Raw genomic sequence first — 25,322 nt, forward strand, 5'->3', positions numbered from 1 at the left:
TCAATGATCGTTGAAATAAACCGGCCTCGCAATTACCACAAGGGTAATTTCAATGAATGTTGAATATTGTCAGGAGCGGTCGCATCGCCTATCTCGGAGGCCATGAAGCCGGTTTTCCACCCCGATATCGAGGATGTCGCGCCCGCCGACGTGTTCGCGGCGCTGGCCGACCCGATCCGGCTCGGCATCCTCATCGCGCTGGCCGAGGTCAGCGAGGTCGACAAGGCGCGCTGCAGCCATTTCACTGCGCTCGCCTCGCCCTCGCTGCTCTCGTACCATTTCGCCAAGCTGCGCGAGGCCGGGATCACCCGCATGCGGGTGGAGGGGACCTCGCGCTATCTCAGCATCCGGCGCGACGAGTTGAACCAGCGCTTCCCGGGGCTCATCGCCAGCGTGATCGAGACCGCCCGGCGGGACCCGAATCTGCCGCGTCTCGGGCCGGAATGGCTTTCCGGCAGCGACGAGGCGTAGGGACAGGCGTCGCCTCGTTGACAGGTATCCGGACAGGTTTAACGTCATCGTTTCCGCGATGGCGTCGAGCCGGTTCGCGATACGGTACCGGCCACGCTCGAACCCGAGGAGGATGGCCATGCGTGCTGCCGACCCTCAGAAACTCGATACTTTGGTGGAGCGTCTCGTTGGTGATGTCGGAGCTTCCGTCACCGGCGCCCTGATCGTGCTGGGCGACCAGCTCGGTCTCTACAAGGCCATGGGCGATGGCGAGCCCGTCACCTCCCAACAACTGGCGCAGAAGACGGGCCTCAAGGAGCGCTATCTGCGCGAATGGCTCGCCGGCCAGGCCTCGGCCGGCTATGTCGATTATGACGAAGGCAGCGACAGCTTCAGTCTCTCGCCGGAGCAAGCCATGGCCTTCGCGGAGGAGGACAGCCCGGCCTTCTTCGCCGGGGCCTTCGAAATCATCCAGTCGATGTGGCTCGACGAGCCGAAGGTCGAGGAGGCTTTCCGTAACGGCTCGGGGCTTGGCTGGCACGAACACAGCAAGTGCCTGTTCCGCGGAACCGAGCGCTTCTTCCGTCCGGGCTACAATGCGCATCTGACGGCGGAGTGGATTCCGGCGCTGGATGGCGTCAAGGCCAAGCTCGAACGCGGGGCGACCGTCGCCGATGTCGGCTGCGGGCACGGTTCCTCCACCATCCTGATGGCACAGGCTTATCCGCAATCGCGCTTCCACGGCTTCGACTATCACGGGCCGTCGATCGAGCGGGCGCGCGAGGCGGCGGAAAAGGCCGGTGTTGGCGACCGCATCACTTTCGAGCGCGCCTCGGCCAAGGACTTTCCGGAGCGGAAATACGACCTCGTGACGATGTTCGACTGCCTGCACGACATGGGCGACCCGGTCGGGGCAGGAAAGCATGTGCGGGAGTCGCTGGCCAAGGACGGGAGCTGGATGATCGTCGAGCCCTTCGCGCATGATCATCTCAAGGACAACCTCAACCCGGTCGGGCGGATCTTCTACGGGGCATCGACGATGATCTGCACGCCGGCCTCGCTCTCGCAGGAGGTCGGGCTGGGGCTAGGCGCGCAAGCCGGCGAGATGCGGCTGCGCAAGGTCGCGATGGATGCGGGCTTCCAGCATTTCCGCCGCGCAACCGAGACGCCGTTCAACATGGTGTTCGAGGTCAGGGCCTGAGGCTGCCTGATTGACAGCGGGCGCGCCGGCGCCGGAGCGCGCCGGCCATATCGGCATTGTCCACTGTGGGAGCGCGGCAGTGGGTTGAGTTCTCGAGATGTTGATGTAATGTTATATCATTGCATTATTGCCTTGGAGCTTCCCGTGCCTTCCTTCCGTTTCGCTGCCGCTGGCCTCGCCGGCTGCCTGCTCGCCTCCGCGGCTTTCGCCCATGACCATGCGCCACTGCGCGGGCGCTTGATCTTCGCCGATCACGAGAAGCCGGTGGTCCGCATCCTCGATCTCGACAGCGGCGAGGTCACGCACAGCTTCGACGTGCCGAAGGCCAATCCCGGTTTCGCCGGCGTCTCCGGCGGGCGCTATGTCGTGGTGAAGACCGGGGACGAGACCGGCACGCTTGGTATCCTCGATACCGGGCTGATCGCGGAATCGCATGGCGACCATGTCGATCTCGACAAGGCGCCGCCGAAGCTGCTCGATTTCGCCGTGAAGGGCGACCGGCCGGCGCATGTGCTCTCCGGCCATGGCCAGCTCGCGCTGTTCTTCGACGGGCTGCGGCCCTGGGAGGGCAAGAGCGAGCCGAAGGCGGTGCTGGTCGCGATCGACAGCCTCGCCAAGGACAAGCCTGCCGTCACGGTCTGGCCGAGCCCGGCGCCGCAGCATGGCATTGCGGTGCCGCTCGGCAACCGGCAATGGCTGATGTCGATCCCCAACCCTGCCTATGCCAGGGGCGATGACCGCAGTGCCTCCTCGCGACCCAACGGCTTCGAGATTCTCGAGCAGGGCAAGGACTGGAAGCGGATCGCGCTGTTCGACGATGCCGGAAAGCCCGATGCCTCCTGCAAGCTCTTCCACGGCTCGGCCGAAGCGCGGGGGCGCCATGTTTTCGGCTGCGCCGAGGGCGAGGGCGGTGGCCTGCTCGTGCTGGCAAAAGCCGGGCAGGGAACCGCTGCGGCATGGAGCGGGCGCAAGCTCGGCTATCCGGACGAGCGCCGTGTCAGCGCCCTGAAGTCGCGAGCCGGCGGGCGCTATCTTGTCGGCAATTACGGGCTGAAGGCGCCGTATGACGCGCTGCTGCGGATCGATCCGGATGCAAAGGCGCTCAAGGCGGACGATGTGCTGGCGGTGCCGGGCGGGCAGGCTGCCTGCCAGTTCGAACTGAGCGGTAATGGCAGCCGCCTCGCCAATCTGACGCCGGACGGCAAGCTCCGGATTTACGAGATCGCGCCGTCCTGGAAGGAGCTTGCGGCCTTCGATGCCGTTGCCGCCTTCGACTGTGCCTATGGCGCGAAGACGCCGGTGCCGAGCCTCGCCGTGATCGGCGGCAACGCCTTCGTCAGCGATCCCGCCAATGGGCGCATTCGCGAATTCCATCTGGATACGCTGAAGCAGGGGCTCGACATGCCCGTCGGTGGCATGCCGGCCAATCTGGCTGGCAGCGACGCCGGCTGACGGGCTTCCGCGAACCCACGGCATCCTCTAGGAAGCGCGGATGCCGCTTCGCCAGTATCCGCGCCAGTTTCGCCAGCTCGCCGCCTATGTCTTGGCCGGCGGGCTGACCGCGGTCGCGCATTACGGCGTGCTGATCGGGCTGGTCGAGCTCGGCCGCATCGATCCCGTGCCGGCGACGCTCGCCGGCTTCATCGTCGGCGCGCTGGTGTCCTATGCGCTCAATCGCTGGATGACCTTCGATGCGACCCGCAGCCATGCCCAGGCCGGCTGGCGTTTCGCCCTGATCGCGGCCGGCGGCTTCGTGCTCACCGGCATCCTGATGCATCTGTTCGTGGCGCGGGCGGGGTTGCCCTATCTGCCGATGCAACTGGTCACCACGGGCGTGGTGATGGTGTTTTCCTTCCTCGGCCACAAGTTCTTCAGCTTCGCGGACAGGACGGCGTGAGGCGACAGGCTCGCACCGCCCTGTCCGGCTTTATTGCGTCGGGGCGACGGTCAGCGTGAGCTGCCTGCGGCCCACGCGGCCTTCCTTGTCGGTGGCCTCGATCTCGATGACATGGCTGCCGCTCGGGACGACGACCGAAGGAGCGTCGATCCCGGCGGGCGTGATGAACGGCTTGATCCGCTGGGTGATGTCGATCGGCGGCTGGCGCCGGTAGAAGACGCGCACGGTCGCCGGGTCGATTGGCACGCCGTTGCTCGGCATGAAGCGCACGGCGAGGCGGAAAGGCTTGCCGTCGACGCCCTTGTCCGGGGTCGGCAGGGTGTCGATGCCGGGGCCGCGCGTCAGGTTGCGCGTGCTGGCCGGGGTCTTGGCCGCGGCCGGCAGCCCGGCTTCCTCGCGGGTGATGAGGTGGACCGGGTCGGCGGCTTGTACCGCCGTCAGCATGGCGGCGGTGGCGAGAACGGCAGGCAGCATGTGCCGAGCGAGCACAGACTTCATCATCGTCCTATTTCACTCCCAGGATTGCGGCAATGAGACCGGCGATTGCCGAAATGGCGGTGCCGGCCATCAGGATGGTGGTTTCGATCGTCTTCAGCGTTTCCATCGGCACCTTGCCGTGGACGGCCTGCAGCCCCTTTCGCAGTTCCGGCAGCGAGACGAGGCCACGCGCGGTCAGCGCAGCCTGCGTCACGCGCAGCAACATCCCCGAGAACATGGAAGCGCCGATGCTCAGCGCGTAGAACGAAGTCTCGCGCCAGGCTGCCGGCCCTTGCGGAAGGAGCGGTATGTTGTCGTGCCAACTCAGCAACGCGTTCATGGTCCCGACAGAAAAAATCGCGAAAGCGATGGCAACGCCGATATCGAAGGCGATCAGGCGCGGGCGGAGGCCGAAATAGATCAGGCCCGTCAGGAAGGGGATCGCGATCGAGGACAGGCGCAGGGTCCAGAGCGGCAGGTCGAGCCAGAGGATCACCGCGCAATAGGCGAGCAGCAGCAAGACCAGGCCGAAGGGCAGCACCCAGAAGCGCCGGCGCGCGACCGGCAGGACGCGCGGCTCGGCTTCCCGCCAAGGCCCGGCAGGCTCGACGGCGGCAGCTCTTTGAGGTTCGGCCACCCAAGTGCGGGCCATTGCAGCGCGATCTTCCTCGGCGCTTTTCTCGAAGGCGGCGAGGCGCTGTTCCAGCGCGTCGAGGCGATGCAGCAGCGGCAGCACGGGGGTAAGGTCCCGGCCGCAGCAGCGGCACGACAGCACGCCCCGATTGAGCGCGGCATCGCAGTAGGGGCAGACGAACTGGTCCTGCACGGAAATCTCGCGCCTGAAGGGGCAAGCCGCGCTCAAAGCCATATCTGATCCGCCAGATCAAGGCGTTTGGCGACATTCCGTAAGGTAATATTGATGCAGGGCGCCGAATTTCCGGCTCGAATTCTACTTTCGTCTATATCTTGGCCTTGGTTGCCTTGAACGTCATCCGGTGCGGATTGTGCCCGAAGTTCTTCGGTTGCTGCACATCGGCGAAGCCCGCTTCACGGATCAGGGCCGTGATCGCGTCCGCGGTATAGGTCGAAAGGCCGTATTGCGCCCTGAGCTTGCGATAGTCCGAGAAGACGGTCCGGATGAGGCCGCCGAGGGCCGCCAGCAGGAAGCCGCCGCGCCAGGCGAAGGCGAGCAATTGCGAGGCGTCGGTCAGGGGGCTGACATCGGGCGGGATGATGTCGGCGACGATCAGTGCGCCGCCCGGCTTCAGCCGGTCCCGCCAGATTTCGAGCAGCGCCTTCAGCTCGTCGCGCGAGAGATACTGGAGCAGCGAGTTGGCGACCACGAGGTCGAGCGAGGTCGGGGGCAGGGCCTCGACCTCTTCCGGCGAGACCACGACGATATTGTCCTTGCGGCCGAACTGCGCGCGCAGCTTGTCGCGAACGGTCGGCGCCGCCTCGCAGAGATAGAGCCGCCCACAGGATGCGGCGACGCGGCCGGCATCCAGCGCCTCGCCGCAGCCATGGTCGAGGACGACGGCGTCGCCGGCCGGGATATGGGCGATGAGATCGGTCGCGATGGCGCGGTAATGCAGGGCCTTGTGGCGTGGCGAGACGTAGATCGAATGCTCGCCATTCCAGAAATCGCGCCAGGACATGTGTTCGGTCGACCCTCGGGTTGCAGCGATGTTCGCGATGACTACGCATAAGCCGGGTGGCTCTGCAACAGCCGGGCTTTCGAGGCCGCGGCGTTTCGGCTTTAGTTGTCGCTTCGTCCGGATGTCGAATCGAGACGAGGAGCGCCATGCTGCTGCTGCCGCGATTGCTCAAGCGGTTCGTCCGCCACGGTCGCCTGACGGTCATTACGCCCGACGGCAAGAAGCATGTCTTCGGCTCGGGGCCGGCGGAACTGCTCTTCGCCGGCGTCACCAAGACCGCGCCTTCCGTGACCGTGCGTTTCCACGACAACCGCGTCGAGCGCGAGCTCTTCCTCAATCCCGAGCTCGCCCTGGCCGAAGGCTACATGGACGGGCGGATCGATTTCGAGGAAGGCACGATCCACGATCTGCTGACGCTGTTCTGGCTGCAGCGCCGCGAGATGCGCAAGGACCCGTTGCAACAGGCGATCCGCAAGGTGCGCTTCAAGATCCGGCGCTGGCGGATGCACAATCCGCTCGGCGTCGCCGGCAAGAAGGTCAAGCATCACTACGACATCCCGACCGATTTCTATCGGCTCTGGCTCGACGAGACGATGACCTATTCCTGCGCCTATTGGCACAGCCCCGATGTTGGGCTGGAGAACGCGCAGAAGGCGAAGCTCCGCCATCTCGCCGCCAAACTCAGGATCGAGCCCGGCATGAGCGTGCTCGATATCGGCTCGGGCTGGGGCGAGCTTGCGATCTACCTCGCCAAGGCCTGCGGCGCGAAGGTGACCGGGCTCAACGTCTCGCCGGACCAGATGGCGGCCGCGCAGAAGCGGGCCGAGGCGGCCGGCGTTGCCGATGCCGTCACCTTCATCAACAAGGACTATCGCGAACTCGGCGGTACGTTCGACCGCGCCGTCTCCGTCGGCATGATGGAGCATGTCGGCGTTGCGCATTACGGCGAGTACTTCGGCAGGATACGCGACCTGCTGACGCCGGACGGGATCGCGCTCGTCCACTGTATCGGTCGCGTCGGGCCGCCCGGCTTCACCGGGCCGTTCTTCGATAAATACATCTTCCCGGGCGGCTATGCTCCGGCTTTGTCGGAGGTCTTCGCGGCGCAGGAGCAGACCGGCTTGTGGGCCTCCGACTGCGAGTTCTGGCGCCGGCACTACCACTGGACGCTGGAAGCCTGGCGCGAGCGCTTCATGGCCAAGCGCGAGGAGGTCGTCGGCATGATGGGCGAGCGTTTCGCCCGGATGTGGGAATTCTATCTCTGCGCCTGCTCGATCTCCTTCGATATCGGCGGCGACATGGTGTTCCAGCTCCTGCTCGGCCCGCACAAGAGCGCCGTGCCCGTCATCCGCGACTATATCGCGGATGACAAGAAGGCGCTGGAGGCGAGAGGGTTCTGATCAGCGCTTGAGGTTGACGACGACGACCCCGGCGAGCGCCATGGCGCCGCCGATCAGCCCGAAGATCGTGGGGATTTCCCCGAGCCAGAGGAAGCCGATCAGCATCGCCATCGGCGGCACGGCATACTGGAAATTCGAGGCGCGGGCGGCCGGCAGGCGCGAGAGCGTGATCGCCCAGGTGCCATAGGCGATCAGGCTTGGCACCACCGCGAGATAGACCACCGACCAGAAGGAGATGGCGGGGGCAACCTGCGCCTGCTCGATTGCCGAGGGCAGGAAGGGCAGCAGCACGAAGCCGCCGATCGCCATGTTCCACGCGGCGACATGGAGCGGCTTGTAGCGGGCGAAGAGCGGCTTCTGCACGACCGTGGTGATGGCGTTGCAGAAGGCGGCGCCGAGGATCAGCAGCACGCTGACGCCGATCTCGACGTCGAGCCCCTTGCCGAGCGCGATCACGCCGATGCCCGCGAAGGAGATGGCCGTGCCGAGCCAGGCGGTGAGGCTGAAGCGCTCGCCCAAAATCATCATGGCGAGCACGGCCGTCATGATCGGGTTGGTGTTGATGATGAAGGCGGCGGGACCGGCCGGCACGACGCGCTGGCCGAAATTCAAGAGCAGCGCATAGCCCGCGATGAAGATCACGCCGCCGACGAGGAAGCGCCAGATGTCGCCGAGCTCGGGCAGCTTCGCCCGCGTCGCGATGAGAAAGAGCGCGGCCGGGCCTCCGGCGAGCGCGAAGCGCAGCGCCGCCATCTCGGCCGGGCCGAAGCCGGCGAGGCCGGCGCGGATCGCCGGGAAGGAGGAGGCCCAGGCCATGACCGTGAAGGTCACGGTGAAGACCAGCGTCGGGTCGAGGCGCTGGGAGCCTGAGGCGGTCAGCGCGGGGGAGGCGCAACTTGAGGAGGACATGGCGTCGATCCATCGATGACGAGAAGTTGCTCCGATAAGCGCCCATGCCAGCTGATTGACAAACGAACAATTCGCGCATGAGCTGTGAGGATGGATCACAGCTCGAACTTGCCGCCACTCGATACCTTGCGCGCCTTCGAGGCGGCCGCGCGTACCGGCAGCTTCTCCGCCGCCGCCGAGGCGCTGAACCTGACCCATGGCGCGGTGAGCCGGCAGATCGCCAAGCTCGAGCATTGGCTGGGCCTGCGCGTCTTCCTGCGGCAGGCGCGCGGCGTCTCGCTGACGCCGGAAGGGCAGCGCCTGCTCCAGCGCACACAGGAGGCTTTTGCGTTGATCGCCGATAATTCCGAGCGCTGGCGCGAGGCGCGGGGTGCCTCGGTCGTGCGGGTCAGCGCGCCGCCTTCGGTCTGCGCGCTCTGGCTGATGCCGCGATTGGCCGTGCTGGAGGCGGGGACGCCCGCGCTGCGGATCGTGCTGCAGGTCGAGCATCGCAAGGTGGATTTCGAAGAGGAAGGTGTGGATCTCGGGATACGTTGCGGGCGCGGCGGTGCGCCGGACCGGCTCTCGCTCAAGCTGTTCGAGGAGTGGTGCTTCCCCATCGCCTCGCCGCAGCTTGCCGAAGTGATCGGGGAGGGCGCGCCGGAGCGCCTGCTGGCTCAGCCGTTGATCCACGACTCGGATGCCGCCGGCTGGAAAGCGTGGTTCGCGGCGCAGGGGCTGGACTATCGCCCGCGCCCGCAGGATCGGCGCTTCGAGGACTACAATCTCGTGCTGGATGCCGCCGCGCATGGGCTTGGCATTGCACTGGCGCGCCCGCCCCTGGCGCGCGAGCAACTGGCTGTGGGACGGATCGTCAGGGTCGATGAACGCGAGGCCCTGAACCCGGTCTCCTACTGGCTCGACCGGCCGCTGGGGGCGCTGCGGCCCTCGGCTGCGGCCTTGGCCGAGCGGATCGCCCTGGAGGCAGGAGCCGATCGCGGGGAGATCGCGACGTTTCTCAGCCGGGAAGCCAGAGCGGCCTAACGCCTAGGTCTCGCGCAAGCTGTGCCTTGGCGCGGCGAACTCGCCGCGCTGGCTGGCGCGGGCCATCTCGAAACTGTCGGCGATGCGGCGCGCCCGGACGATGAAGGCCTGCGCGATATCGGGCGGGCAGACCTCATGCGCCGTGATCTCGAACAGGTCGAGCCAGCGGTCGAAATGCTTGCCTTCCAGCGGCAGGATCAGATGCGGGCGCATCGGGCGGCCATCGTAGCGGCCGGTGCGCAGCATCACGCCGCTCCAGAAATCGGTGATCTTGCCGATATGGTGGTCCCAGTCCTCGACCGCCGCCTCGAAGACCGGGCCGATCAGCTTGTCCTCCCGAGCCCGCGCATAGAAGGTGCGGACGAGCTCCGCGATCATCGGCTCGCGCAGGTCGGGGTGGGCGGCGCCCGGGTAGAGCAGGGGATTGTCGGTCATCGCAGGAGCATTCGTGTTTCCGGTATTCTCGTCGGTCAGGATCGCGAAGGCTAGACCTGCGCAACCTCTGCGACCTTGTGAGGCAGGGCGGCGGACTGTGCGGTTTCGGCATGGCCATGTTCCAGGAACAGCCGCATCTCCTCGGCCAGCGCGAAGAAGCGGTCGCGCACCGCCTTGGCATGCGGATTGGCGCGCTCGATCGCCATGAAAACGTTCGGTGCGTCGTAGCGCACCATCTCGGTCGCCTGCATCAGGAGGTCGAAGCTCGCCGTGGTCATCGTCCGGGGCAGGGGTTCCATCCGGACCAGGATCTTGGCGATGAGATGGGTCAGGCCCTGCACCATCGCAACCTCGCGGTCATGGGCGTCCGCCGTGGTGACGATGACCTTCAGCTTGAGGACATGGCGCAGGAAGGCGGCGATGCGCGGTGTGCTTTTCCCTCTGATGGGGCACAGCGCGATCTTTAGGCCGGCGAGCCCGTCGCGGGCGCTCTGCGGGCCGAAGAGCGGGTGAGTGCCGATAATCTCGACATCGTCGGGCAGCGCCGCCTGCATCGCGCGGGCCGGGCCGATCTTGACCGAGCCGACATCGAGCACGATGGCGCCGGCCTTGAGATGCGGACGCAAGGTCGTGATCGCCTCGGGGATGGCCGGGACGGGCACGGCGAGGATGACGAGATCGCAGGCGGCGACTTCAGCAGCGGTGGCAGGCTGCAAGCCCTTGCCGCTCGCATCGGGCGCGGGCGCGTTTACGGGATCACAGATGCGCAGCGCGAAATGCGGCTGGAGATGGCGGGCCATCAGTCGGCCGAAGGCGCCGAAACCCATGATGCCGATGGTGGAGATGGTTCTGATCTTGGAGGACATCGTTTTCGCTCGGTGGTGAGCCGCGATGCCGGGTGATCTGCCTGAATTCAACCGCCAGCGCGGCGGTTGAACATGGGAATGCCACCGCCTCTATGAGGACGGGGCGTAATAGCTGCGCTGGGCCATCAGGCTGGTCATAGACCGCTTAAACCGCGCCCAACCCGCGCTGTCAATCGAGCGAGGGCGAATAGGCGGTCAGGGTCATCAGGCGGTCCTCGATCGCGCCGACCATGTCGCCCTGCTCGATCTTGGTCACGCGCTTGATCTCGATCCATTCGGGATCGGCCATGAAGCTCGCCCAGGCCGCCGCCTTCGTCTCGGCATCGGGCCAGGCGAGGATATAGGCGAACTCGGTGCGGGCGGCGCTGGCCGTCTCCCACATCGCCATGATCCTGAAGCCGTGGCGCGCCATGATGCGGGCGGCATGGTCGCGGAAACGGGCATGGAAGGCCGCCTTGTTGCGCTCGAAGATCTCGTAGATGCGCAACTGGTGGATCATGCCTGTCTCCTTCGGCATCAGGACGGCCCTCAGGCCGCCTTCTTCGCCTTCTCGGTCGCCATCAGCTCGGTGAAGCGGATGAAGAGGTAGTGGCTGTCCTGCGGGCCGGGCGAGGCTTCCGGGTGGTGCTGGACGCTGAAGGCCGGGCGGTCGGTGAGCGCGATGCCGCTGTTCGAGCCGTCGAAGAGAGAGACATGGGTCTCGACCGCATGCGCGGGCAGGCTCGCCGGATCGACCGCGAAGCCGTGGTTCATCGAGACGATCTCGACCTTGCCGGTGGTCTTGTCCTGAACCGGGTGGTTGGCGCCGTGATGGCCCTGCTTCATCTTCATGGTCTGGCCGCCGATGGCGAGCGCCATCATCTGGTGACCCAGGCAGATGCCGAAGGTCGGGACCTTCCGGTCGAGCAACTGCTTGATCACCGGCACGGCATATTCGCCGGTCGCGGCCGGGTCGCCGGGGCCGTTGGAGAGGAAGATGCCGTCGGGATTGAGCGCGAGGATATCCTCGGCGGTCGCCGTCGAGGGCACCACGGTGACGTCGCAGCCGGCCTTGGCGAGCAGGCGCAGGATGTTGCGCTTCACGCCGTAATCGATGGCGACGACCTTGAACTGGCTGCTGTCGCGCTTGCCGTAGCCGGCCGGCCAGATCCAGGGCGTCTCGTCCCAGTCATAGCGCTGCGCGGCGGTGACCAGCGGAACGAGGTCGAGGCCTGCCATCGAGGGCAGCGCGGCCGCCTGCTTCTTGAGGCGCTCGATGTCGAAGACGCCGTCCGGGCTATGGGCGAGGATGGCATTCGGCATGCCGTTGTCGCGGATCAGCGCGGTCAGCGCACGGGTGTCGACGCCGCAGATGCCGACGATGTTGCGCGCCTTGAGCCAGGCGTCGAAATGCCGGTTGGCGCGCCAGCTTGAGGGCTCTGTGATGGCGGCATGGAGTACGCAGCCGCGCACGCCGGAGGAGGCCGCGGCGTTCACCGTCTCGGTGTCCTCCTCGTTCACGCCGACATTGCCGACATGCGGGAAGGTGAAGGTGATGATCTGCCCGGCATAGGACGGGTCGGTCAGGATTTCCTGGTAGCCGGTCATCGCCGTGTTGAAGCAGACCTCGCCCGGCGCCTCACCGATGGCGCCGAGGCCGAAGCCTTCCAGCACCGTGCCGTCGGCCAGCACGAGGAGTGCGGTCGCGTGCGGTTCTGTCCAGCCGCCTGCGGCGGGGTTTCCTTCGGTGGCGGTCATGTCTATGTCTCGATCCAGGCCGCGCCAGCGGCAAAATGCGGGGGCGGGGCTGCAGCAATCCACTCCGCCGGTCTGGAACGCGAGCCTTAAAGAGCCGGGCCCGGCCCGTCAATCAAAGCCGGCGCAGGCCGCACAAAAGAAAAAGGAACAACGAGATGACGAGCCTGCGCGAGCGCTTCACGGCCGACATGAAGGAAGCGATGAAGGCCGGCGAAAAAGCCAAGGTCGCGGCGATCCGCCTGATCAGCGCCGCGCTGAAGGAAAAGGATATCGAGGCGCGCGGCGCCGGCAAGGGCGAGGCGACCGCCGACGAGATCCTCGGCGTGCTCCAGAAGATGATCAAGCAGCGCCAGGAATCGATCGCGATCTACGACGCCAACAACCGCCCGGAGCTGGCCGATGGCGAGCGCGTCGAGGTCGCGGTGATCTCGTCCTACCTGCCGAAGCAGATGTCCGACGACGAAGTGAAGGCCGCGATCGATAAGGCGGTGGCCGAGACCGGCGCGACCGCCGTCAAGGACATGGGCAAGGTCATCGGCGTCCTGCGCGCCGCCTATGCCGGCCAGATGGATTTCGGCAAGGTCAGCCCGATGGTGAAGGCCGCGCTCGGCGGCTGAGCGTCTCGCGGCGACCGCCTTTCGAGGTTGCCCGCCATCACTGTGAATCACGGTTGAAAGCCAGCCGCCGGCGCGATCGGCGGTTGGCTTTCGGCTTCTGCAGGTCCACATAAGGTCGATGAAATTCCCGCCCTCCGTCCTTGATGAGATCAAGGCGCGGCTGCCTGTCTCGGCGGTCGTGGGCAAGCGCGTGCGCCTGCAGAAGGCCGGTCGCGAATGGAAGGGGCTTTCGCCCTTCAATGCCGAGAAGACGGCCTCCTTCTTCGTCAACGACCAGAAAGCTTCGTTCTTCGATTTCTCATCCGGCAAGAACGGCGACATCTTCAAGTTCGTGATGGAGACCGAAGGGCTCTCCTTCCCGGAGGCCGTCGAGAAGCTCGCGGCTGAGGCCGGCGTCATCCTGCCGAAGATCACGGCGGAGGCGCAGGTCCAGGAGGAGAAACGCAAGGGGCTGCACGAGGTCGTGGAGCTCGCGGCGCAGTTCTTCGAGGCTGAACTGATGGGCGATCGCGGCGGCGGCGCCCGGCGTTATCTCGCGACGCGCGGGCTCGACGGTGAGGCGCGCACGCGCTTCCGGCTCGGCTACGGTCCGGTCGATCGCTTCGCGCTACGCGACCATCTGGCGGGGAAGGGCGTTCCGGCCGAACTGATGATGGAGGCGGGGTTGCTCGTGCATGGCGAGGAGATCGCCGTGCCCTATGACCGTTTCCGCGACAGGGTGATGTTTCCGATCCATGATTCCCGCGGGCGGGTCATCGCCTTCGGCGGGCGGGCCATGAGCTCGGAGGTGGCGGCGAAATACCTGAACTCGCCGGAGACGCCGCTCTTCCACAAGGGCTCGCTGCTGTTCAACCATCATAATGCCCGCAAGGCGTCGCACGACACCGGGCAGGTCGTCGTGGTCGAGGGCTATGTCGACGTCATCGCGATGTCGCTCTCGGGTTTTCCGCAGACGGTGGCGCCGCTCGGCACGGCGCTGACCGAGGACCAGCTCGGCCTGCTCTGGCGCATGGCCGACGAACCGGTGATCTGCCTCGACGGCGACAAGGCCGGCCGCAAGGCCGCGAGCCGGGCGATCGACCTGGCCTTGCCGATGCTGGAGCCGGGCAAGTCGCTTTCCTTCGCCCTGCTGCCGGACGGGCAGGACCCGGACGACCTCGCTCGCTCGGGCGGGCGGCAGGCGATCGCGGAGGTGGTCGCGGCGGCGCGCCCGCTGGTCGACATGCTCTGGCAGCGCGAGGTCGAGGCCGGTCCGCTCGACACGCCGGAGCGCCGCGCCGCTTTCGAGCGGCGGCTGAAGGAACCGCTCGGGCAGATTCGCGACGAGACCACGCGCAAGCATTATCGTCGCGAGATGGACGAGCGGCTGGGGCAGCTCTTCGCCAGCACCGCGCCGGCGCGACAGGAGCGTGGCGGCGGAGGTGGAAATTTTCAGCGCAACCGGGGCGGATCGCCTCAGCGCGGCGGGTTCGGTCGGCAGGTGCCCCCCTGGCTTGCCGGGCCGCTCAAGGCTTCGAGCGCGGTGACACAGTCACGCATGCTGGCGAAGCTGCGCGGCGAGGACCAGCGCGAGGCCTTCATCCTGCTGGCGCTGGCGAGCCATCCCGATCTCATCCTGCGCTGCGCCGACGAGATCGCAGAGCTTTCGCTGGACGGGACCGCGGCCGAGCGTTTCCGGCAGGCGCTGCTCGATTCCGTCGAGGGTACGCTCGATCGCGAGGTGCTGGCGAATCGCCTGGCGCAGCCGCGGGTTCGGGAAGCGCAGGGCCACCTGATGGCGGTCACAGGGCCGGCCGAGCGATTAAAACTCGCGCAAGACGCTGATCCTGAATCGGTTTTCGACTCGATTCATCAGGCTCTCGTCTTGCATCATCGCGCGCGAACGCTAAATAGCGAGTTGAGAGCAGCCGAGCGCGCCTTGGCTGACGACGCGACCGAAGCCAATTTCGCCTGGATCAAGGACGTCAAGGCCCGCCTCGAGACGATCGAGGGTACCGAGGCCATGTCCGAGGATTGATCACCCAGCGATTGGTGGACGCGGGTCCATGCGCGCAAGCTGTCGGGTGGTTCACGATTCGTCAACGACGTCTGGTGCCATCTGCGAGCAATGATTTGGGTGGGTGAGCGCGCCGGACCTGCGGTCGCGCCGCCCTTTTATGCGTCGGTATATGGCTTTCTCGGTCATGGCCGGCGCGAGTGCGGAGCGCTGATTGATGGCGACTAAAGCGAGCGAACGGGAAAAGACCGATCAGGTCGTGCCGGATGCCCCCCCGACGACCGATGGCCCGTTGCTCGACCTGACTGATCAGGCCGTAAGGCGGATGATCAAGCTCGCCAAGAAGCGCGGCTATGTCACCTATGACGAACTGAACGAAGTGCTGCCTTCGGAGGAATTCTCCTCCGAGCAGATCGAGGACGTGCTCGGCCAGCTCAGCGAGCAGGGCATCAACGTCGTCGACAACGAGGATCCGGAAGCTGCCGGCGAGGAGCGCGCTGCCCGCAAGGATGGCGGCGCCGACGAGGAAGAGCCCGAGGGCGGCGACATGGTCGACGCCTCGCGCCAGACCCTGCCGGTCGAGACCAAGCGCAATCTCGAGCCGACCGAGCGCACCGACGATCCCGTCCGCATGTATCTGCGCGAGATGGGCTCGGTCGAGCTGCTCTCGCGCGAGGGCGAGATCGCGATCGCCAAGCGCATCGAGGCCGGCCGCGAGGCGATGATCGCGGGCCTCTGCGAGAGCCCGCTGACGTTTCAGGCCATCATCATCTGGCGCGACGAGCTCGTCGACGGCAAGGTGCTGCTGCGCGACATCATCGATCTCGAAGCCACCTATGCCGGCCCCGACGGCAAGAACCCCGCCGTCGCCGGCGAGGAAGAGGCCGAGGAGAGCGAGCAGACCGAGACTCCGGAGGGCGAGACCCCGCCGGACATGGACGACGACGACATGGAGAACAACGTGTCGCTCTCGGCCATGGAGGCCGAGCTCAAGCCGCGCGTGCTCGAAACCTTCAACGCCATCGCCGACGACTACAAGAAGCTGCGCCGCCTGCAGGACCAGGACATCGCCAACCGGCTGGAGAACACCAAGCTCTCGCCGTCGCAGGACCGCAAGTACAAGAAGCTCAAGGACGACATCATCACCGCGGTGAAGTCGCTCTCGCTCAACAACAACCGCATCGAGGCGCTGGTCGAGCAGCTCTACGACATCAACAAGCGCCTGATCGGCCATGAGACGCGCCTGCTGCGCCTCGCCGAGAGCTATGGCGTCGGCCGCGAGGACTTCCTCAAGCAGCATGTCGGCGGCGAGCTCGACCCGAAATGGGTCCTGCGCGTCTCCAAGCTCGGCTCGCGCGGCTGGAAGGAATTCGTCGCGGCGGAGTTGGAGCGGATCAAGCAGCTGCGCGAGGAGGTGCATACACTCGCCTCCGAGACCGGCCTGGAGATCCAGGAATTCCGCAAGATCGTGCTGATGGTCCAGAAGGGCGAGCGCGAGGCCCGTCAGGCGAAGAAGGAGATGATCGAGGCGAACCTGCGTCTCGTGATCTCGATCGCCAAGAAGTACACGAACCGCGGCCTGCAGTTCCTCGACCTGATCCAGGAAGGCAATATCGGCCTGATGAAGGCGGTCGACAAGTTCGAGTACCGCCGGGGCTACAAGTTCTCGACCTACGCGACCTGGTGGATCCGGCAGGCGATCACCCGCTCGATCGCCGACCAGGCCCGCACGATCCGCATCCCCGTGCACATGATCGAGACGATCAACAAGATCGTGCGGACCTCGCGCCAGATGCTGCACGAGATCGGCCGCGAGCCGACCCCGGAGGAGCTGGCCGAGAAGCTGGCGATGCCGCTGGAGAAGGTGCGCAAGGTCCTGAAGATCGCCAAGGAGCCGATCTCGCTCGAGACGCCGATCGGCGACGAGGAGGATTCGCATCTTGGCGACTTCATCGAGGACAAGAACGCGATCCTGCCGATCGACGCCGCGATTCAGTCGAACCTGCGGGAGACGACGACCCGCGTGCTGGCCTCGCTCACGCCGCGCGAGGAGCGCGTGCTGCGCATGCGCTTCGGTATCGGCATGAACACCGACCACACGCTCGAAGAGGTCGGCCAGCAGTTTAGCGTCACCCGCGAGCGCATCCGCCAGATCGAGGCGAAGGCGCTGCGCAAGCTGAAGCACCCCAGCCGCTCCCGGAAGCTGCGAAGCTTCCTCGACAACTGAGATAAAAAAGAAGGGCGCCATCGGCGCCCTTCTTCGTTTCCCGCTCGACTTTGGTCAGCTCAGAGCGTTCGCGCCAGCGTGACCAGTTGCTCCCAGGCCGCGCCCCAGCCGTCGTGGAAGCCCATCTCCTCGTGCTGCTGCTTGCCGGCGGCATCCTTGTGATAGGCGCGGGCGATGTAGAGCGTGCCGGTCGCCGTCGGCTCGATCGTGACCGAAGCGGTCATGAAGCCGCCCTCGATCGGACGGAAACCCGGGCCGAGCGCGTCGGTGAAGAGCAGGAAGGTTTCCGGCACCACCGCCAGCACGCAGCCGTTATTGTCGTGCTTCTCGCCGTTCGGTCCTTCCATCACGGTGTGGAACTTGCCGCCGGGACGCAGGTCGAGCTCGCAGGCGGTCGTCTTCCAGGGCGCCGGGGTGAACCACTGCATCAGCAGCTTCGGCTCGGTCCAGGCACGCCAGACCAGGCGGGGTGGAACGTCCGTCTCGCGCCGCAATTCGAGGTCGAGCGCCGGGTCGAAGGCGGTCGCATGCGTATCGGTCATCCGTTGTCCTCCTGATTTTTCAGTTGCAGCACCAGCCGGTCGAGCTGGTCGAGGCGTCTGGTCCAGAGTGAGCGCTGCGCCTCCAGCCAATGCTCGGCCGCGGCGAGCGGTTCCGCCCGCAGGGTGCAGGTGCGCACCCGGCCGGCCTTGCGCGTGGCGACGAGGCCGCAATCCTCGAGCACCTTGAGATGCTGCAGGAAGCTCGGCAGCGCCATCTCGAAGGGCTTCGCCAGTTCGCTGACGGAGGCCGGCCCACGGCCGAGCGCCTGGACGACCGCCCGGCGCGTCGGATCGGACAGCGCGCGGAAGGTGTCGTCGAGGGCGGGCTGGGTTGCGACCATGCTCCTCGATAGCGTGCCGATAATACTTAGGTCAACGCCTAAGTTTTGAGAGCTGCTGACACGGCCTTGATCTTCGCTGCGGGAGAGGGCTTCCTGCGCATCACGTTTTTGGAGGCACCATGTCCCCTGAATTCCTGCTGACCTCGCTCATCATCGTCGCTTCGCCGGGAACGGGCGCGATCTACACGATCGCCGCCGGGCTGACGCGCGGTTCGCGGGCGAGCGTGCTCGCGGCCTTCGCCTGCACGCTGGGGATCGTGCCGCATCTGATCGCGGCGATGATGGGGATCGCGGCACTGCTGCATGCCAGCGCGCTCGCCTTCGCCATCGTAAAATATGCCGGCGTCGCCTATCTGCTCTACATGGCCTGGCAGACGCTCCGGGAGCATGGCGCGCTCAAGGTCGAAACCACCGCGGATGCGCGCTCGGCCTGGCTGGTGCTGCGCGACGGGCTGGCGCTCAACCTGCTCAACCCCAAGCTCTCGATCTTCTTCGTCGCCTTCCTGCCGCAGTTCATCGCGGCGAACGAGGCAAGCCCGATGGCGCGCATGCTGGAGCTCTCCGGCGTGTTCATGGCGATGACCTTCATCGTCTTCGCGCTCTACGGGCTGTTCGCCGCGGCGATGCGCGACAAGGTCATCGGCCGCCCAGTGGTGATGGCCTGGCTCAGGCGCAGCTTCGCCGCAGCCTTCGTCGCGCTCGGCGCCAAGCTCGCGCTGACCGAGCGCTGATGGCGCGGCAGACGATCCTGAGCGTCGAGACGCGCGGGCCGGGGCTCTACGAGTTCACCGACCGCGCGGTCGCCTTCGTGAAGGCGAGTGGAGAGGCGAGCGGGTTGCTGACGCTGTTCGTGCGCCATACCTCCTGCTCGCTCCTGATCCAGGAGAATGCCGACCCGGATGTGCGTGTTGATCTCGACGCGTTCTTCCGCAGGTTGGTACCGTCCGCGGATGATCCGGCGATGGCCTATCTCGTCCATCGCGACGAGGGGCCGGACGACATGCCGGCCCATATCAAGGCGGCGCTGACGCCGGTCTCGCTCTCGATTCCGGTGATGGGCGGGCGCCTCGCGCTCGGCACCTGGCAGGGCATCTATCTGTTCGAGCATCGCCAGCGGCCGCATCGGCGCGAGGTCGCCCTCCATCTCTCTGTGTGAGATCAGGCCGGCGGCGCCACCACGAGGGCGACGAGGCGCCGGACGATCGGCAGGACCAGCATCAGCGTCGGGAAGGCGACGATCCAGGACAGGGCCCAGGAGGCAGGCCAGGTCTGGAGGAATGCGGTGGTTGGGCCGAGCGCCTTCAGGGTCGAGATGCCGGAGACGACGAAGGTCATCAGCACGGACAGGAAGAACGGCATCACCACGCCGGCGTAGCGGGCGGGGAGGCGAGGGTAGGCAGAGCTGGACATAGATAAATCAGGCTTTCGCAAGGGGCAGGCTGGTCGGACGCATCCGAGACGGCCTATGCCGAATGGATGCGTTGCCTGACGTGAGACGCTTACGAACGGGACCAGAGCCCGATGGGGGCCTCCATACCGAACGACCTCACTGCTGCCAAGGGCTTCTATTGCGCCGCGAAGTGTTCTGGAGTCGGCAGGGGCTCCCAGGCCTCGCCGGAGCCGATCAGGCAACTCCTCCCGGTGGGGACGGTGGCGAGCAGGGTCCAACTGCCATTGGCCCCGACATAGAGCTCAAAGAGGACGCCGCTCTCGGCCAACCCACTGCCGATCATGCGTTCGCCGAAGGTTTCGCGAAGCTGGCCGGCGACATGGTCGCGATCGGCGCAGGGCGGGCCGCGCGGCGAGGGGTTCTGGGCGAGTACGGACGTCGCCAGCGTCGCGCCGGTCAAGCCCGCGATCATCAGGAATTTGCCGAGTGTCATGACCACCTCCCTGTCCGGAGGCAGCCGCTGGAGCGGCAGGATATCGGGAAGCCTTGCGGCTGCCCTGAACATTATCAATGTGGGAAGCGGCGAAACGCCGTTCAAGCGGTAGACCGACGTGGGGTTTACTCGATCAGGCGAAACAGCGCTCCCCTTGGCGCTGCTCCTGTCCTATACCGGGCCGCAAGCAATGCGGAGGCACCATGTCTTTCTTCAAGTCGCTGTTCGGGGGCCGCAAGCCGGCCGAGGAGAAGCCCGCCGGCCCGGTCAAGACGATCGAGCACAATGGTTTCACGATCCATGCCACGCCCTACCAAGAGGCGGGCCAGTACCAGCTCTGCGGCGTCATCGAGAAGGTCGTCGACGGCGAGACGAAGAGCCATCGTTTCATCCGGGCCGACCGCTTTCCCGGACAGGCCGAGGCCGCCGACTTCACCTTGGTGAAGGGCCAGCAGATCGTCGACATGGAAGGCGACCGCATCTTCCGCTGAGCGGCTGATGCCGGGTGCCTGCCGCTGGCGCGCGGCAGGGCTGCCCCGCAGGCGCTTGCCCGGCGGATTCCAGTCGCTAAAGCTGCCCGGAGAAGAGCCATCTCCCAAGATATGGCCGCCGAGGAAGCATGTCCCAGGACGCCGACCGCTACCAACCCGATTCGTCCTATGCCTGGCTGAGGCTTGCCGTCGCATTGCTGGTCGGCACGATCGCCTGCGTCGGTTCCTGGTCGGTCGTCGTCGTGCTGCCGGCGATGCAGGGCGAGTTCGATACGCTGCGGGCTGGGGCCTCGCTGCCCTATACCTTCGCCATGCTCGGCTTCGGCGCCGGCAACATCATCATGGGCCGGGTCGCGGACCGCTACGGCATCATGGTGCCGATCGTGATGGGTGCCTTCCTGCTTGCGGCTGGCTATGCCGCAGCGGCGATGTCGCATTCGCTCTGGCAGTTCGCACTCGCGCATGGGTTGCTGATCGGCATGGGCAGCGCCGCCGGCTTCTCGCCGCTGATCTCGGATCTGTCGCACTGGTTCCGCAAGCATCGTGGCCTCGCCGTCGTCTGCGGCGCGTCCGGCAGCTATCTCGCCGGCGTGTTCTGGCCGCAGATCATCACCTGGGGCGTGGCCAACCATGGCTGGCGCGCGACCCATTTCGGCATTGCTGTCGTCACGCTGGTGGTGCTGCTGCCGCTCGCGCCGTTCTTCCGGCGCCAACCGACCGCTGCGACCATGGCCGCGGCAGAGGCGAGCAGCGCCGGGGCGCGCGGCGATCTCGGCCTCAGCGCCGGCCAGCTCCAGCTCCTGCTCTGCGTCGCGGGCTTCGCCTGCTGTGTCGCCATGGCGATGCCGCAGGTCCATATCGTCGCCTATTGCGGTGATCTCGGTTACGGCGTGGCGCGCGGCGCCGAGATGCTCTCGCTGATGATGCTGCTCGGCATCGTCAGCCGCATCGGCTCGGGCTTCGTCGCGGACCGGATCGGCGGCGCGGCGACGCTGGCGCTGGGCTCGCTGATGCAGGGCGTGGCGCTGTTCCTCTATCTCTGGTTCGACGGCCTGCAGTCGCTCTATGTCGTCAGCGGCATCTTCGGTCTGTTCCAGGGCGGCATCGTGCCGATGTACGCCGTCGTCATCCGCGAATACCTCCCGGCCAAGCAGGCCGGCATCCGGATCGGGCTGGTGATGTCGGTGACCGTGCTCGGCATGGCCTTCGGCGGCTATCTCTCGGGCGTGATCTTCGACTATTTCAGCTCGTACCGGATGGCGTTCCTCAACGGGCTCGCCTGGAACCTCGTCAATCTCAGCATCGTCTGCTGGCTGATGCTGCGGGCGCGCCGATCGATGCCGCCACTTCAGGTCGCGGGCTGAGAAGGGCGATAGGTGCCAAAGCACCAGACGTGGCCCTCGGGGTCCTTGCAAATGAAGTCGCGGCTGCCATAGGGCTGGTCGGTCGGCTCCATGCAGATCTGGGCGCCGGCCTTGCGAGCGCGTTCACAGCGTGCGTCGATATCGTCGGTGGCGATATAGGGCGAGGCGGTGGTGCCGCCGAGCTCGGCCGGGCGCGAGACAAGCTTGCCGAATTCGTTGCCCTCGGACGAACCGAGCATGACGAAGCTCGCCCCCATCCTGAGTTCGCCATGGAGGAGCGTCCTGCCGTCCTCCGAATAATAGGCAGCGTGCTTCTCGAAACCGAAGGCCTCGATCAGCCAGTCATACATGCGCGGTGCATCGGCATAGCGCAGCGAGATGATGATCATGGGCTCGGGTTTGGACGCATTGGCGCTGGGCATGGCATGAATCCCTGTTCGCGAGGCTTGCCGCGATTGTCGGCGAGATGGCCGGGCAGTGCAAAGCGCCCGCTTGCGTGTCCACCATGGCGCCAGCATCATCGGCTGAGCGGATTCCCCGCCTGCCTGAAGGACGCCCATGAGCCCTGCCACTGACGGACCCGAGGAAGCGCCGCGCGGGACGCTGACCGTGCGCACCATCGCCATGCCGGGCGATACTAACGCCAATGGCGATATCTTCGGCGGCTGGGTGATGTCGCGGATGGACCAGGCGGGCGGCATCGCAGGCGTCGACCAGGCGCAGGGGCGCGTCGTCACCATCGCGGTCGAGGCCATGACCTTCATCCGGCCGGTCAAGGTCGGCGACGTGCTGAGCGTCTATACCGAGATCGAATCCATCGGGCGGACCTCGATGAAGATCCATGTCGAGGCCTGGGCCAAGCGCTTCCGCACGACGCTGCACGAGAAGGTCACCGACGCCACCTTCACCTTCGTGGCGATCGACGAGGAAGGGCGGCCCCGGCCGGTGCCGAGAGGATCGGCCTGAATATTCGGCCCGATCCTCCCGGCTGTTTGATCGTGCATCGGCTTTTCGAAAAAACCGCGCTCCACTTTCGGGCCGATGCTCCCCTCAGAAGGTTGACGGGATTTAACCTCCCCTAACGTCAGATGAATCCCGCGACTGTCGGAGTGATTCAAAAGAATCCACTTTTAAGCGTTCTTTAAGCGCAATTGGAGGATGCTGCGCTCCAGACCGGGGGTACGCCTCGGCCGGGGGACTTCCATGGCCTTTCGACGCTGCATGCGGACCCAACCGCCTGGCTCATATGCCGGGGGAGGGAGGGGATTCGCGCATCAGTCTGATGATCGAGGCCGGTTCAGGGTGAACCTGAGCGGGGAATTCTTCCCGTTTTCCGAGCTCCTCTCCAGCGTTGCGTGAATTCCGGAGTACGACTTCATGACGAAAGCCAAGCCCGCGCGTGAGGGCAAGCCGCTGCGGATCGGTATCGCGCCACGCATCTACGCCGCTCTCGGCGTGATGACGGCGCTGACCATCGTCTCATCCTCGGTCGCCTGGTTCTCCTATAACAGCGTCGACCATACGGTCGACGACCTGGTCGGTCAGAAGATGCCCGTCGTGGAACTCGCGCTTGAGCTCTCGCAGGCGGCGACGCAGTCGACTGCACTGGCGGCGCGCTTCAGCGAAGTATCGACCCTCCAGCAGCGCGCGGCCCTGACCGGCGAGCTCGACAGCGTCGAGGCGCGCCAGCTGGAGCTGCTGCGGCGCATCGCCGAGCAGGGCAAGGTCGACAAGTCCAAGCCGCAATCGGCGATCGACGACCTGGCGCGGCAGATCAACGACATCAACGACCTGACGGGAGAGCGGCTGCGCAACGCCGCCGACACCGCCACTGCGCTGGCCGCCCTGTCCAAGGCTCGCGAAGGTTTCAGCGCCATGGCCGATTTCGAGACGGCTGACGCCCAGTTCAACGTCAAGATGAACATCACCAGCGCGGCGCAGCTCAGCGGCGCCGAATTCGATGCCGCCCTGTCCAAGGTGCTGGACAAGGATCTGTCCTCGCTCCAGACCGCCCAGGCGCTCCAGCTCCAGATCAGCGAGACCGTCGGCCTGCTGCGCGAGATCTCCCAGGTCGACAGCACCGAGAAGCTCGAGTTCGCCAAGTCGCGCCTGAAGGCCCAGCTCGGCCAGGTTCGCGGCCTCCTGACGGCAGCGGACATGCTGCAGGCCAACCCGGCGCGCGGGCAGGCGGTCAGCGCCGTGACCGATCTCGGCGAGGGCGCCAGCGGCCTGGTTGCCATCCGCGAGCGCGATCTTGCGACGCAAGCCGCTATCGTCGCCGGGCTGAAGAATCTCGACCAGGCGGCGCAGAAGGTTCGCCGCGAAGTCGGCGAGCTGGTGACGGCTGCCCGTGGTGGCGCCATCGCCGGGCGCGACTCGACCAAAGCCCTGATCGAGCGGAGCGAGCTCACGCTCGCCGCCATCGGCATCGGCGCGCTGCTGATCGCGCTCGCGCTGTCCTTCTTCTTCGTCCGCCCGATGATCATCGGGCGCCTCAACCGGCTCTGGGCTGCGACCCGTGCGATCGCCGATGGCGCGCTGGAGACGGTGGTCGATACCAAGGGCAATGACGAGATCTCCGACATCTCGAAGAGCGTCCTGCTGTTCCGCGACAATGCGGTGGCGCTGCGTGCCGCCGAGCTCGCCAAGGTCGAGGACGAGGCGCGGGCGCAGGAGCAGCGCCGCGAGATGATGCGCGAGCTGGGCGAGGCCTTCGGCGTCGTCGTCGCGGCCGCCGCGGCCGGCGACTTCACTCAGCGCGTCGCCGCGCAGTTCGCCGACCCCGAGCTCAATGCGCTCGCCGGTTCGGTCAACACGCTGCTGGAGACGGTCCAGACCGGCCTGCTCGAGACCTGCGACGTGCTGGCAGAACTCTCGGCCGGCCATCTCTCGACCCGGATCGAGGGGATGTATCAGGGCGCCTTCGCCGAGCTCAAGGACGGCACCAATGCGCTGGCCGAAGAGTTCGAGAGCACGCTCGCCCGCCTGGCCGAGACGGTTACCGCCGTCCGCAGCGCGACCAGCGAGATCCTCGACGGCGTCACCGATCTCGCCGAGCGCACCAGCGAGGAGAGCAATGCCGTCTCGATGGCGACCAACCAGCTCGGCGCCTTCGCCGGCACCGTGAAGAAGACCGCGAGCGAGGCGGCCCAGGCGACCGGCATGGCGCAGGGCGCGGAAGAGCGTGCGCAGCAGGGCGAGAAGGTCGTGGCCTCGGCGCTGGAAGCGATGCAGCGCATCCGCCAGTCCTCGAGCAAGATTTCCGAGGTCATCGCGATGATCGACGAGATCGCTTTCCAGACCAACCTGCTGGCGCTCAACGCAGCGGTCGAGGCGGCGCGTGCCGGCGATGCCGGCAAGGGCTTCGCTGTGGTCGCGACCGAGGTGCGCAGCCTCGCCAAGCGCTCGGCCGATGCCTCGAACGACGTCAAGAAGCTGGTCGAGGCGGCGCATGGCGACGTCAAGGTCGGCGTCGGCCTGGTCGAGGAGACCTCCGCGATGTTCGGCGCGATCGTCTCCTCGGTGAACGAGCTGACCGGGCTGATGAACGGCATCTCGCAGACCGCCCGCAGCCAGGCGAGCGACGTCTCGGCGATCAACACCGAGATCGACGGCATCGGCACGATGGCGCACCAGAACGCCGCTCTGGTCGAGGAGACGAACGCTGCGCTCGCCCTGACGGACGAGCAGACGCGGGCGCTGACCGAGCATATCGGCCGCTTCACCTTCCGGCAGAGCCAAGCGGCCGAGCATGACGAACGCGAGGTCCCCGCCGCGGCATAATGTGCGCGATTGGAGCGATCCCGCTCCC

The 25,322-nt window shown here is 66.3% G+C and carries 28 protein-coding genes; 15 read left to right on the top strand and 13 right to left on the bottom strand.

Annotation, left to right across the window (positions count from 1 at the left end; all coding sequences use genetic code 11):
- The first annotated feature begins 102 nt into the window (after positions 1–102).
- The 4 genes from BLQ70_RS06690 to BLQ70_RS06705 all read left to right on the top strand — a co-directional run bounded on the left by BLQ70_RS06690 (position 103) and on the right by BLQ70_RS06705 (position 3,548).
- The gene (locus tag BLQ70_RS06690; RefSeq protein WP_091856344.1) at positions 103–471 is read left to right on the top strand and encodes an ArsR/SmtB family transcription factor; all 369 of its coding nucleotides are present in this window, start codon (positions 103–105) and stop codon (positions 469–471) included.
- 118 nt (positions 472–589) lie between these two features.
- Complete coding sequence (locus tag BLQ70_RS06695; protein ID WP_061970234.1) at positions 590–1,651, top strand: class I SAM-dependent methyltransferase; 1,062 nt, start codon at positions 590–592, stop codon at positions 1,649–1,651.
- A gap of 144 nt (positions 1,652–1,795) precedes the next feature.
- Positions 1,796–3,103, top strand: coding sequence for a hypothetical protein (locus tag BLQ70_RS06700; protein ID WP_091856659.1), 1,308 nt, complete (start codon positions 1,796–1,798; stop codon positions 3,101–3,103).
- A 40-nt stretch (positions 3,104–3,143) separates the two neighbouring features.
- Complete coding sequence (locus tag BLQ70_RS06705) at positions 3,144–3,548, top strand: GtrA family protein (protein WP_091856345.1); 405 nt, start codon at positions 3,144–3,146, stop codon at positions 3,546–3,548.
- A 30-nt stretch (positions 3,549–3,578) separates the two neighbouring features.
- On the opposite strand, the gene BLQ70_RS06710 is transcribed toward BLQ70_RS06705, so the two are convergent.
- The 3 genes from BLQ70_RS06710 to BLQ70_RS06720 form a co-directional block, all read right to left on the bottom strand.
- Positions 3,579–4,049, bottom strand: a complete 471-nt coding sequence (locus tag BLQ70_RS06710; protein ID WP_091856346.1) for a hypothetical protein — start codon at positions 4,047–4,049, stop codon at positions 3,579–3,581.
- Between the two features lie 4 nt (positions 4,050–4,053).
- The gene (locus tag BLQ70_RS06715) at positions 4,054–4,893 is read right to left on the bottom strand and encodes a hypothetical protein (RefSeq protein WP_091856347.1); all 840 of its coding nucleotides are present in this window, start codon (positions 4,891–4,893) and stop codon (positions 4,054–4,056) included.
- A gap of 91 nt (positions 4,894–4,984) precedes the next feature.
- The gene (locus BLQ70_RS06720) at positions 4,985–5,680 is read right to left on the bottom strand and encodes a class I SAM-dependent methyltransferase (RefSeq protein WP_091856348.1); all 696 of its coding nucleotides are present in this window, start codon (positions 5,678–5,680) and stop codon (positions 4,985–4,987) included.
- Between the two features lie 146 nt (positions 5,681–5,826).
- Here BLQ70_RS06720 and BLQ70_RS06725 point away from each other — a divergent pair, with 146 nt between their 5' ends.
- Positions 5,827–7,080, top strand: a complete 1,254-nt coding sequence (locus BLQ70_RS06725) for an SAM-dependent methyltransferase (protein ID WP_091856349.1) — start codon at positions 5,827–5,829, stop codon at positions 7,078–7,080.
- Here the strand turns inward: BLQ70_RS06725 and BLQ70_RS06730 are convergent, their stop codons facing one another.
- Positions 7,081–7,989, bottom strand: a complete 909-nt coding sequence (locus BLQ70_RS06730; protein ID WP_061969292.1) for a DMT family transporter — start codon at positions 7,987–7,989, stop codon at positions 7,081–7,083.
- Between the two features lie 90 nt (positions 7,990–8,079).
- Here BLQ70_RS06730 and BLQ70_RS06735 point away from each other — a divergent pair, with 90 nt between their 5' ends.
- Positions 8,080–9,012: a LysR family transcriptional regulator gene (locus BLQ70_RS06735; protein ID WP_091856350.1), complete on the top strand. Its 933-nt coding sequence runs from the start codon at positions 8,080–8,082 to the stop codon at positions 9,010–9,012.
- Positions 9,013–9,015: 3 nt separating this feature from the next.
- On the opposite strand, the gene BLQ70_RS06740 is transcribed toward BLQ70_RS06735, so the two are convergent.
- The 4 genes from BLQ70_RS06740 to carA all read right to left on the bottom strand — a co-directional run bounded on the left by BLQ70_RS06740 (position 9,016) and on the right by carA (position 12,050).
- Entirely contained in the window at positions 9,016–9,447 is a 432-nt protein-coding gene (locus tag BLQ70_RS06740) for a group III truncated hemoglobin (RefSeq protein ID WP_091856351.1), read from the bottom strand.
- 50 nt (positions 9,448–9,497) lie between these two features.
- Positions 9,498–10,313, bottom strand: coding sequence for a prephenate dehydrogenase (locus tag BLQ70_RS06745; protein ID WP_091856352.1), 816 nt, complete (start codon positions 10,311–10,313; stop codon positions 9,498–9,500).
- Between the two features lie 169 nt (positions 10,314–10,482).
- The gene (locus BLQ70_RS06750) at positions 10,483–10,812 is read right to left on the bottom strand and encodes an NIPSNAP family protein (RefSeq protein WP_091856660.1); all 330 of its coding nucleotides are present in this window, start codon (positions 10,810–10,812) and stop codon (positions 10,483–10,485) included.
- Positions 10,813–10,841: 29 nt separating this feature from the next.
- A complete protein-coding gene (gene carA, locus BLQ70_RS06755; protein WP_091856353.1) occupies positions 10,842–12,050 on the bottom strand; it encodes a glutamine-hydrolyzing carbamoyl-phosphate synthase small subunit in 1,209 nt (402 codons plus the stop codon).
- 155 nt (positions 12,051–12,205) lie between these two features.
- On the opposite strand from carA, the gene BLQ70_RS06760 reads away from it, so the two are divergent.
- The 3 genes from BLQ70_RS06760 (at position 12,206) to rpoD (ending at position 16,890) form a co-directional block, all read left to right on the top strand.
- Entirely contained in the window at positions 12,206–12,667 is a 462-nt protein-coding gene (locus BLQ70_RS06760; RefSeq protein WP_091856354.1) for a GatB/YqeY domain-containing protein, read from the top strand.
- Positions 12,668–12,785: 118 nt separating this feature from the next.
- Positions 12,786–14,684, top strand: coding sequence for a DNA primase (dnaG, locus tag BLQ70_RS06765; RefSeq protein WP_091856355.1), 1,899 nt, complete (start codon positions 12,786–12,788; stop codon positions 14,682–14,684).
- A 196-nt stretch (positions 14,685–14,880) separates the two neighbouring features.
- Entirely contained in the window at positions 14,881–16,890 is a 2,010-nt protein-coding gene (gene rpoD, locus BLQ70_RS06770; protein WP_091856356.1) for an RNA polymerase sigma factor RpoD, read from the top strand.
- A gap of 59 nt (positions 16,891–16,949) precedes the next feature.
- On the opposite strand, the gene BLQ70_RS06775 is transcribed toward rpoD, so the two are convergent.
- Positions 16,950–17,432 carry an SRPBCC family protein gene (locus BLQ70_RS06775; RefSeq protein ID WP_061969276.1) on the bottom strand — a complete coding sequence of 161 codons (483 nt, stop codon included), beginning with the start codon at positions 17,430–17,432 and terminating at the stop codon, positions 16,950–16,952.
- Positions 17,429–17,773, bottom strand: coding sequence for an ArsR/SmtB family transcription factor (locus BLQ70_RS06780; RefSeq protein WP_091856357.1), 345 nt, complete (start codon positions 17,771–17,773; stop codon positions 17,429–17,431). The genes BLQ70_RS06775 and BLQ70_RS06780 overlap by 4 nt, the downstream gene beginning before the upstream one ends.
- A 119-nt stretch (positions 17,774–17,892) precedes the next feature.
- On the opposite strand from BLQ70_RS06780, the gene BLQ70_RS06785 reads away from it, so the two are divergent.
- Positions 17,893–18,504, top strand: coding sequence for a LysE family translocator (locus BLQ70_RS06785; protein ID WP_061969272.1), 612 nt, complete (start codon positions 17,893–17,895; stop codon positions 18,502–18,504).
- The gene (locus BLQ70_RS06790; protein ID WP_091856358.1) at positions 18,504–18,929 is read left to right on the top strand and encodes a secondary thiamine-phosphate synthase enzyme YjbQ; all 426 of its coding nucleotides are present in this window, start codon (positions 18,504–18,506) and stop codon (positions 18,927–18,929) included. The genes BLQ70_RS06785 and BLQ70_RS06790 overlap by 1 nt, the downstream gene beginning before the upstream one ends.
- Positions 18,930–18,931: 2 nt before the next feature.
- Here BLQ70_RS06790 and BLQ70_RS06795 read toward each other — a convergent pair whose 3' ends face one another.
- Together BLQ70_RS06795 and BLQ70_RS06800 are read right to left on the bottom strand one after the other, a co-directional pair.
- Entirely contained in the window at positions 18,932–19,183 is a 252-nt protein-coding gene (locus BLQ70_RS06795; RefSeq protein WP_091856359.1) for a DUF2798 domain-containing protein, read from the bottom strand.
- A gap of 155 nt (positions 19,184–19,338) precedes the next feature.
- Complete coding sequence (locus BLQ70_RS06800; RefSeq protein WP_139163498.1) at positions 19,339–19,656, bottom strand: hypothetical protein; 318 nt, start codon at positions 19,654–19,656, stop codon at positions 19,339–19,341.
- Between the two features lie 203 nt (positions 19,657–19,859).
- Between BLQ70_RS06800 and BLQ70_RS06805 the strand changes: the two genes are divergently transcribed.
- Together BLQ70_RS06805 and BLQ70_RS06810 are read left to right on the top strand one after the other, a co-directional pair.
- Entirely contained in the window at positions 19,860–20,147 is a 288-nt protein-coding gene (locus tag BLQ70_RS06805; protein WP_091856361.1) for an HlyU family transcriptional regulator, read from the top strand.
- Positions 20,148–20,275: 128 nt separating this feature from the next.
- Entirely contained in the window at positions 20,276–21,511 is a 1,236-nt protein-coding gene (locus BLQ70_RS06810) for an MFS transporter (protein WP_061969261.1), read from the top strand.
- On the opposite strand, the gene BLQ70_RS06815 is transcribed toward BLQ70_RS06810, so the two are convergent.
- Complete coding sequence (locus BLQ70_RS06815; RefSeq protein WP_091856362.1) at positions 21,496–21,933, bottom strand: VOC family protein; 438 nt, start codon at positions 21,931–21,933, stop codon at positions 21,496–21,498. The two genes, BLQ70_RS06810 and BLQ70_RS06815, sit on opposite strands and share 16 nt — an antisense overlap.
- Before the next feature lie 136 nt (positions 21,934–22,069).
- On the opposite strand from BLQ70_RS06815, the gene BLQ70_RS06820 reads away from it, so the two are divergent.
- A complete protein-coding gene (locus tag BLQ70_RS06820) occupies positions 22,070–22,477 on the top strand; it encodes an acyl-CoA thioesterase (protein ID WP_061969257.1) in 408 nt (135 codons plus the stop codon).
- Between the two features lie 411 nt (positions 22,478–22,888).
- Positions 22,889–25,294, top strand: coding sequence for a methyl-accepting chemotaxis protein (locus BLQ70_RS06825; RefSeq protein WP_091856363.1), 2,406 nt, complete (start codon positions 22,889–22,891; stop codon positions 25,292–25,294).
- Positions 25,295–25,322 lie beyond the last annotated feature (28 nt).

This window comes from Allobosea robiniae (assembly GCF_900102525.1).
Lineage (GTDB): Bacteria > Pseudomonadota > Alphaproteobacteria > Rhizobiales > Beijerinckiaceae > Allobosea > Allobosea robiniae.

Bases quoted from the DNA above. Each gene is read 5' to 3' on its own strand.
- BLQ70_RS06690 (WP_091856344.1), top strand. From the start codon at position 103: ATGAAGCCGGTTTTCCACCCCGATATCGAGGATGTCGCGCCCGCCGAC.
- BLQ70_RS06805 (WP_091856361.1), top strand. From the start codon at position 19,860: ATGTCTTTCTTCAAGTCGCTGTTCGGGGGCCGCAAGCCGGCCGAGGAG.
- BLQ70_RS06820 (WP_061969257.1), top strand. From the start codon at position 22,070: ATGAGCCCTGCCACTGACGGACCCGAGGAAGCGCCGCGCGGGACGCTG.
- BLQ70_RS06795 (WP_091856359.1), bottom strand. From the start codon at position 19,183: ATGTCCAGCTCTGCCTACCCTCGCCTCCCCGCCCGCTACGCCGGCGTG.
- BLQ70_RS06825 (WP_091856363.1), top strand. From the start codon at position 22,889: ATGACGAAAGCCAAGCCCGCGCGTGAGGGCAAGCCGCTGCGGATCGGT.
- BLQ70_RS06785 (WP_061969272.1), top strand. From the start codon at position 17,893: ATGTCCCCTGAATTCCTGCTGACCTCGCTCATCATCGTCGCTTCGCCG.
- BLQ70_RS06715 (WP_091856347.1), bottom strand. From the start codon at position 4,893: ATGGCTTTGAGCGCGGCTTGCCCCTTCAGGCGCGAGATTTCCGTGCAG.
- BLQ70_RS06695 (WP_061970234.1), top strand. From the start codon at position 590: ATGCGTGCTGCCGACCCTCAGAAACTCGATACTTTGGTGGAGCGTCTC.
- BLQ70_RS06775 (WP_061969276.1), bottom strand. From the start codon at position 17,432: ATGACCGATACGCATGCGACCGCCTTCGACCCGGCGCTCGACCTCGAA.
- BLQ70_RS06760 (WP_091856354.1), top strand. From the start codon at position 12,206: ATGACGAGCCTGCGCGAGCGCTTCACGGCCGACATGAAGGAAGCGATG.
- BLQ70_RS06790 (WP_091856358.1), top strand. From the start codon at position 18,504: ATGGCGCGGCAGACGATCCTGAGCGTCGAGACGCGCGGGCCGGGGCTC.
- BLQ70_RS06725 (WP_091856349.1), top strand. From the start codon at position 5,827: ATGCTGCTGCTGCCGCGATTGCTCAAGCGGTTCGTCCGCCACGGTCGC.
- BLQ70_RS06735 (WP_091856350.1), top strand. From the start codon at position 8,080: ATGGATCACAGCTCGAACTTGCCGCCACTCGATACCTTGCGCGCCTTC.
- BLQ70_RS06800 (WP_139163498.1), bottom strand. From the start codon at position 19,656: ATGACACTCGGCAAATTCCTGATGATCGCGGGCTTGACCGGCGCGACG.
- BLQ70_RS06750 (WP_091856660.1), bottom strand. From the start codon at position 10,812: ATGATCCACCAGTTGCGCATCTACGAGATCTTCGAGCGCAACAAGGCG.
- BLQ70_RS06705 (WP_091856345.1), top strand. From the start codon at position 3,144: ATGCCGCTTCGCCAGTATCCGCGCCAGTTTCGCCAGCTCGCCGCCTAT.
- BLQ70_RS06810 (WP_061969261.1), top strand. From the start codon at position 20,276: ATGTCCCAGGACGCCGACCGCTACCAACCCGATTCGTCCTATGCCTGG.
- rpoD (WP_091856356.1), top strand. From the start codon at position 14,881: ATGGCGACTAAAGCGAGCGAACGGGAAAAGACCGATCAGGTCGTGCCG.
- dnaG (WP_091856355.1), top strand. From the start codon at position 12,786: ATGAAATTCCCGCCCTCCGTCCTTGATGAGATCAAGGCGCGGCTGCCT.
- BLQ70_RS06745 (WP_091856352.1), bottom strand. From the start codon at position 10,313: ATGTCCTCCAAGATCAGAACCATCTCCACCATCGGCATCATGGGTTTC.
- carA (WP_091856353.1), bottom strand. From the start codon at position 12,050: ATGACCGCCACCGAAGGAAACCCCGCCGCAGGCGGCTGGACAGAACCG.
- BLQ70_RS06720 (WP_091856348.1), bottom strand. From the start codon at position 5,680: ATGTCCTGGCGCGATTTCTGGAATGGCGAGCATTCGATCTACGTCTCG.
- BLQ70_RS06730 (WP_061969292.1), bottom strand. From the start codon at position 7,989: ATGTCCTCCTCAAGTTGCGCCTCCCCCGCGCTGACCGCCTCAGGCTCC.
- BLQ70_RS06740 (WP_091856351.1), bottom strand. From the start codon at position 9,447: ATGACCGACAATCCCCTGCTCTACCCGGGCGCCGCCCACCCCGACCTG.
- BLQ70_RS06710 (WP_091856346.1), bottom strand. From the start codon at position 4,049: ATGATGAAGTCTGTGCTCGCTCGGCACATGCTGCCTGCCGTTCTCGCC.
- BLQ70_RS06780 (WP_091856357.1), bottom strand. From the start codon at position 17,773: ATGGTCGCAACCCAGCCCGCCCTCGACGACACCTTCCGCGCGCTGTCC.
- BLQ70_RS06815 (WP_091856362.1), bottom strand. From the start codon at position 21,933: ATGCCCAGCGCCAATGCGTCCAAACCCGAGCCCATGATCATCATCTCG.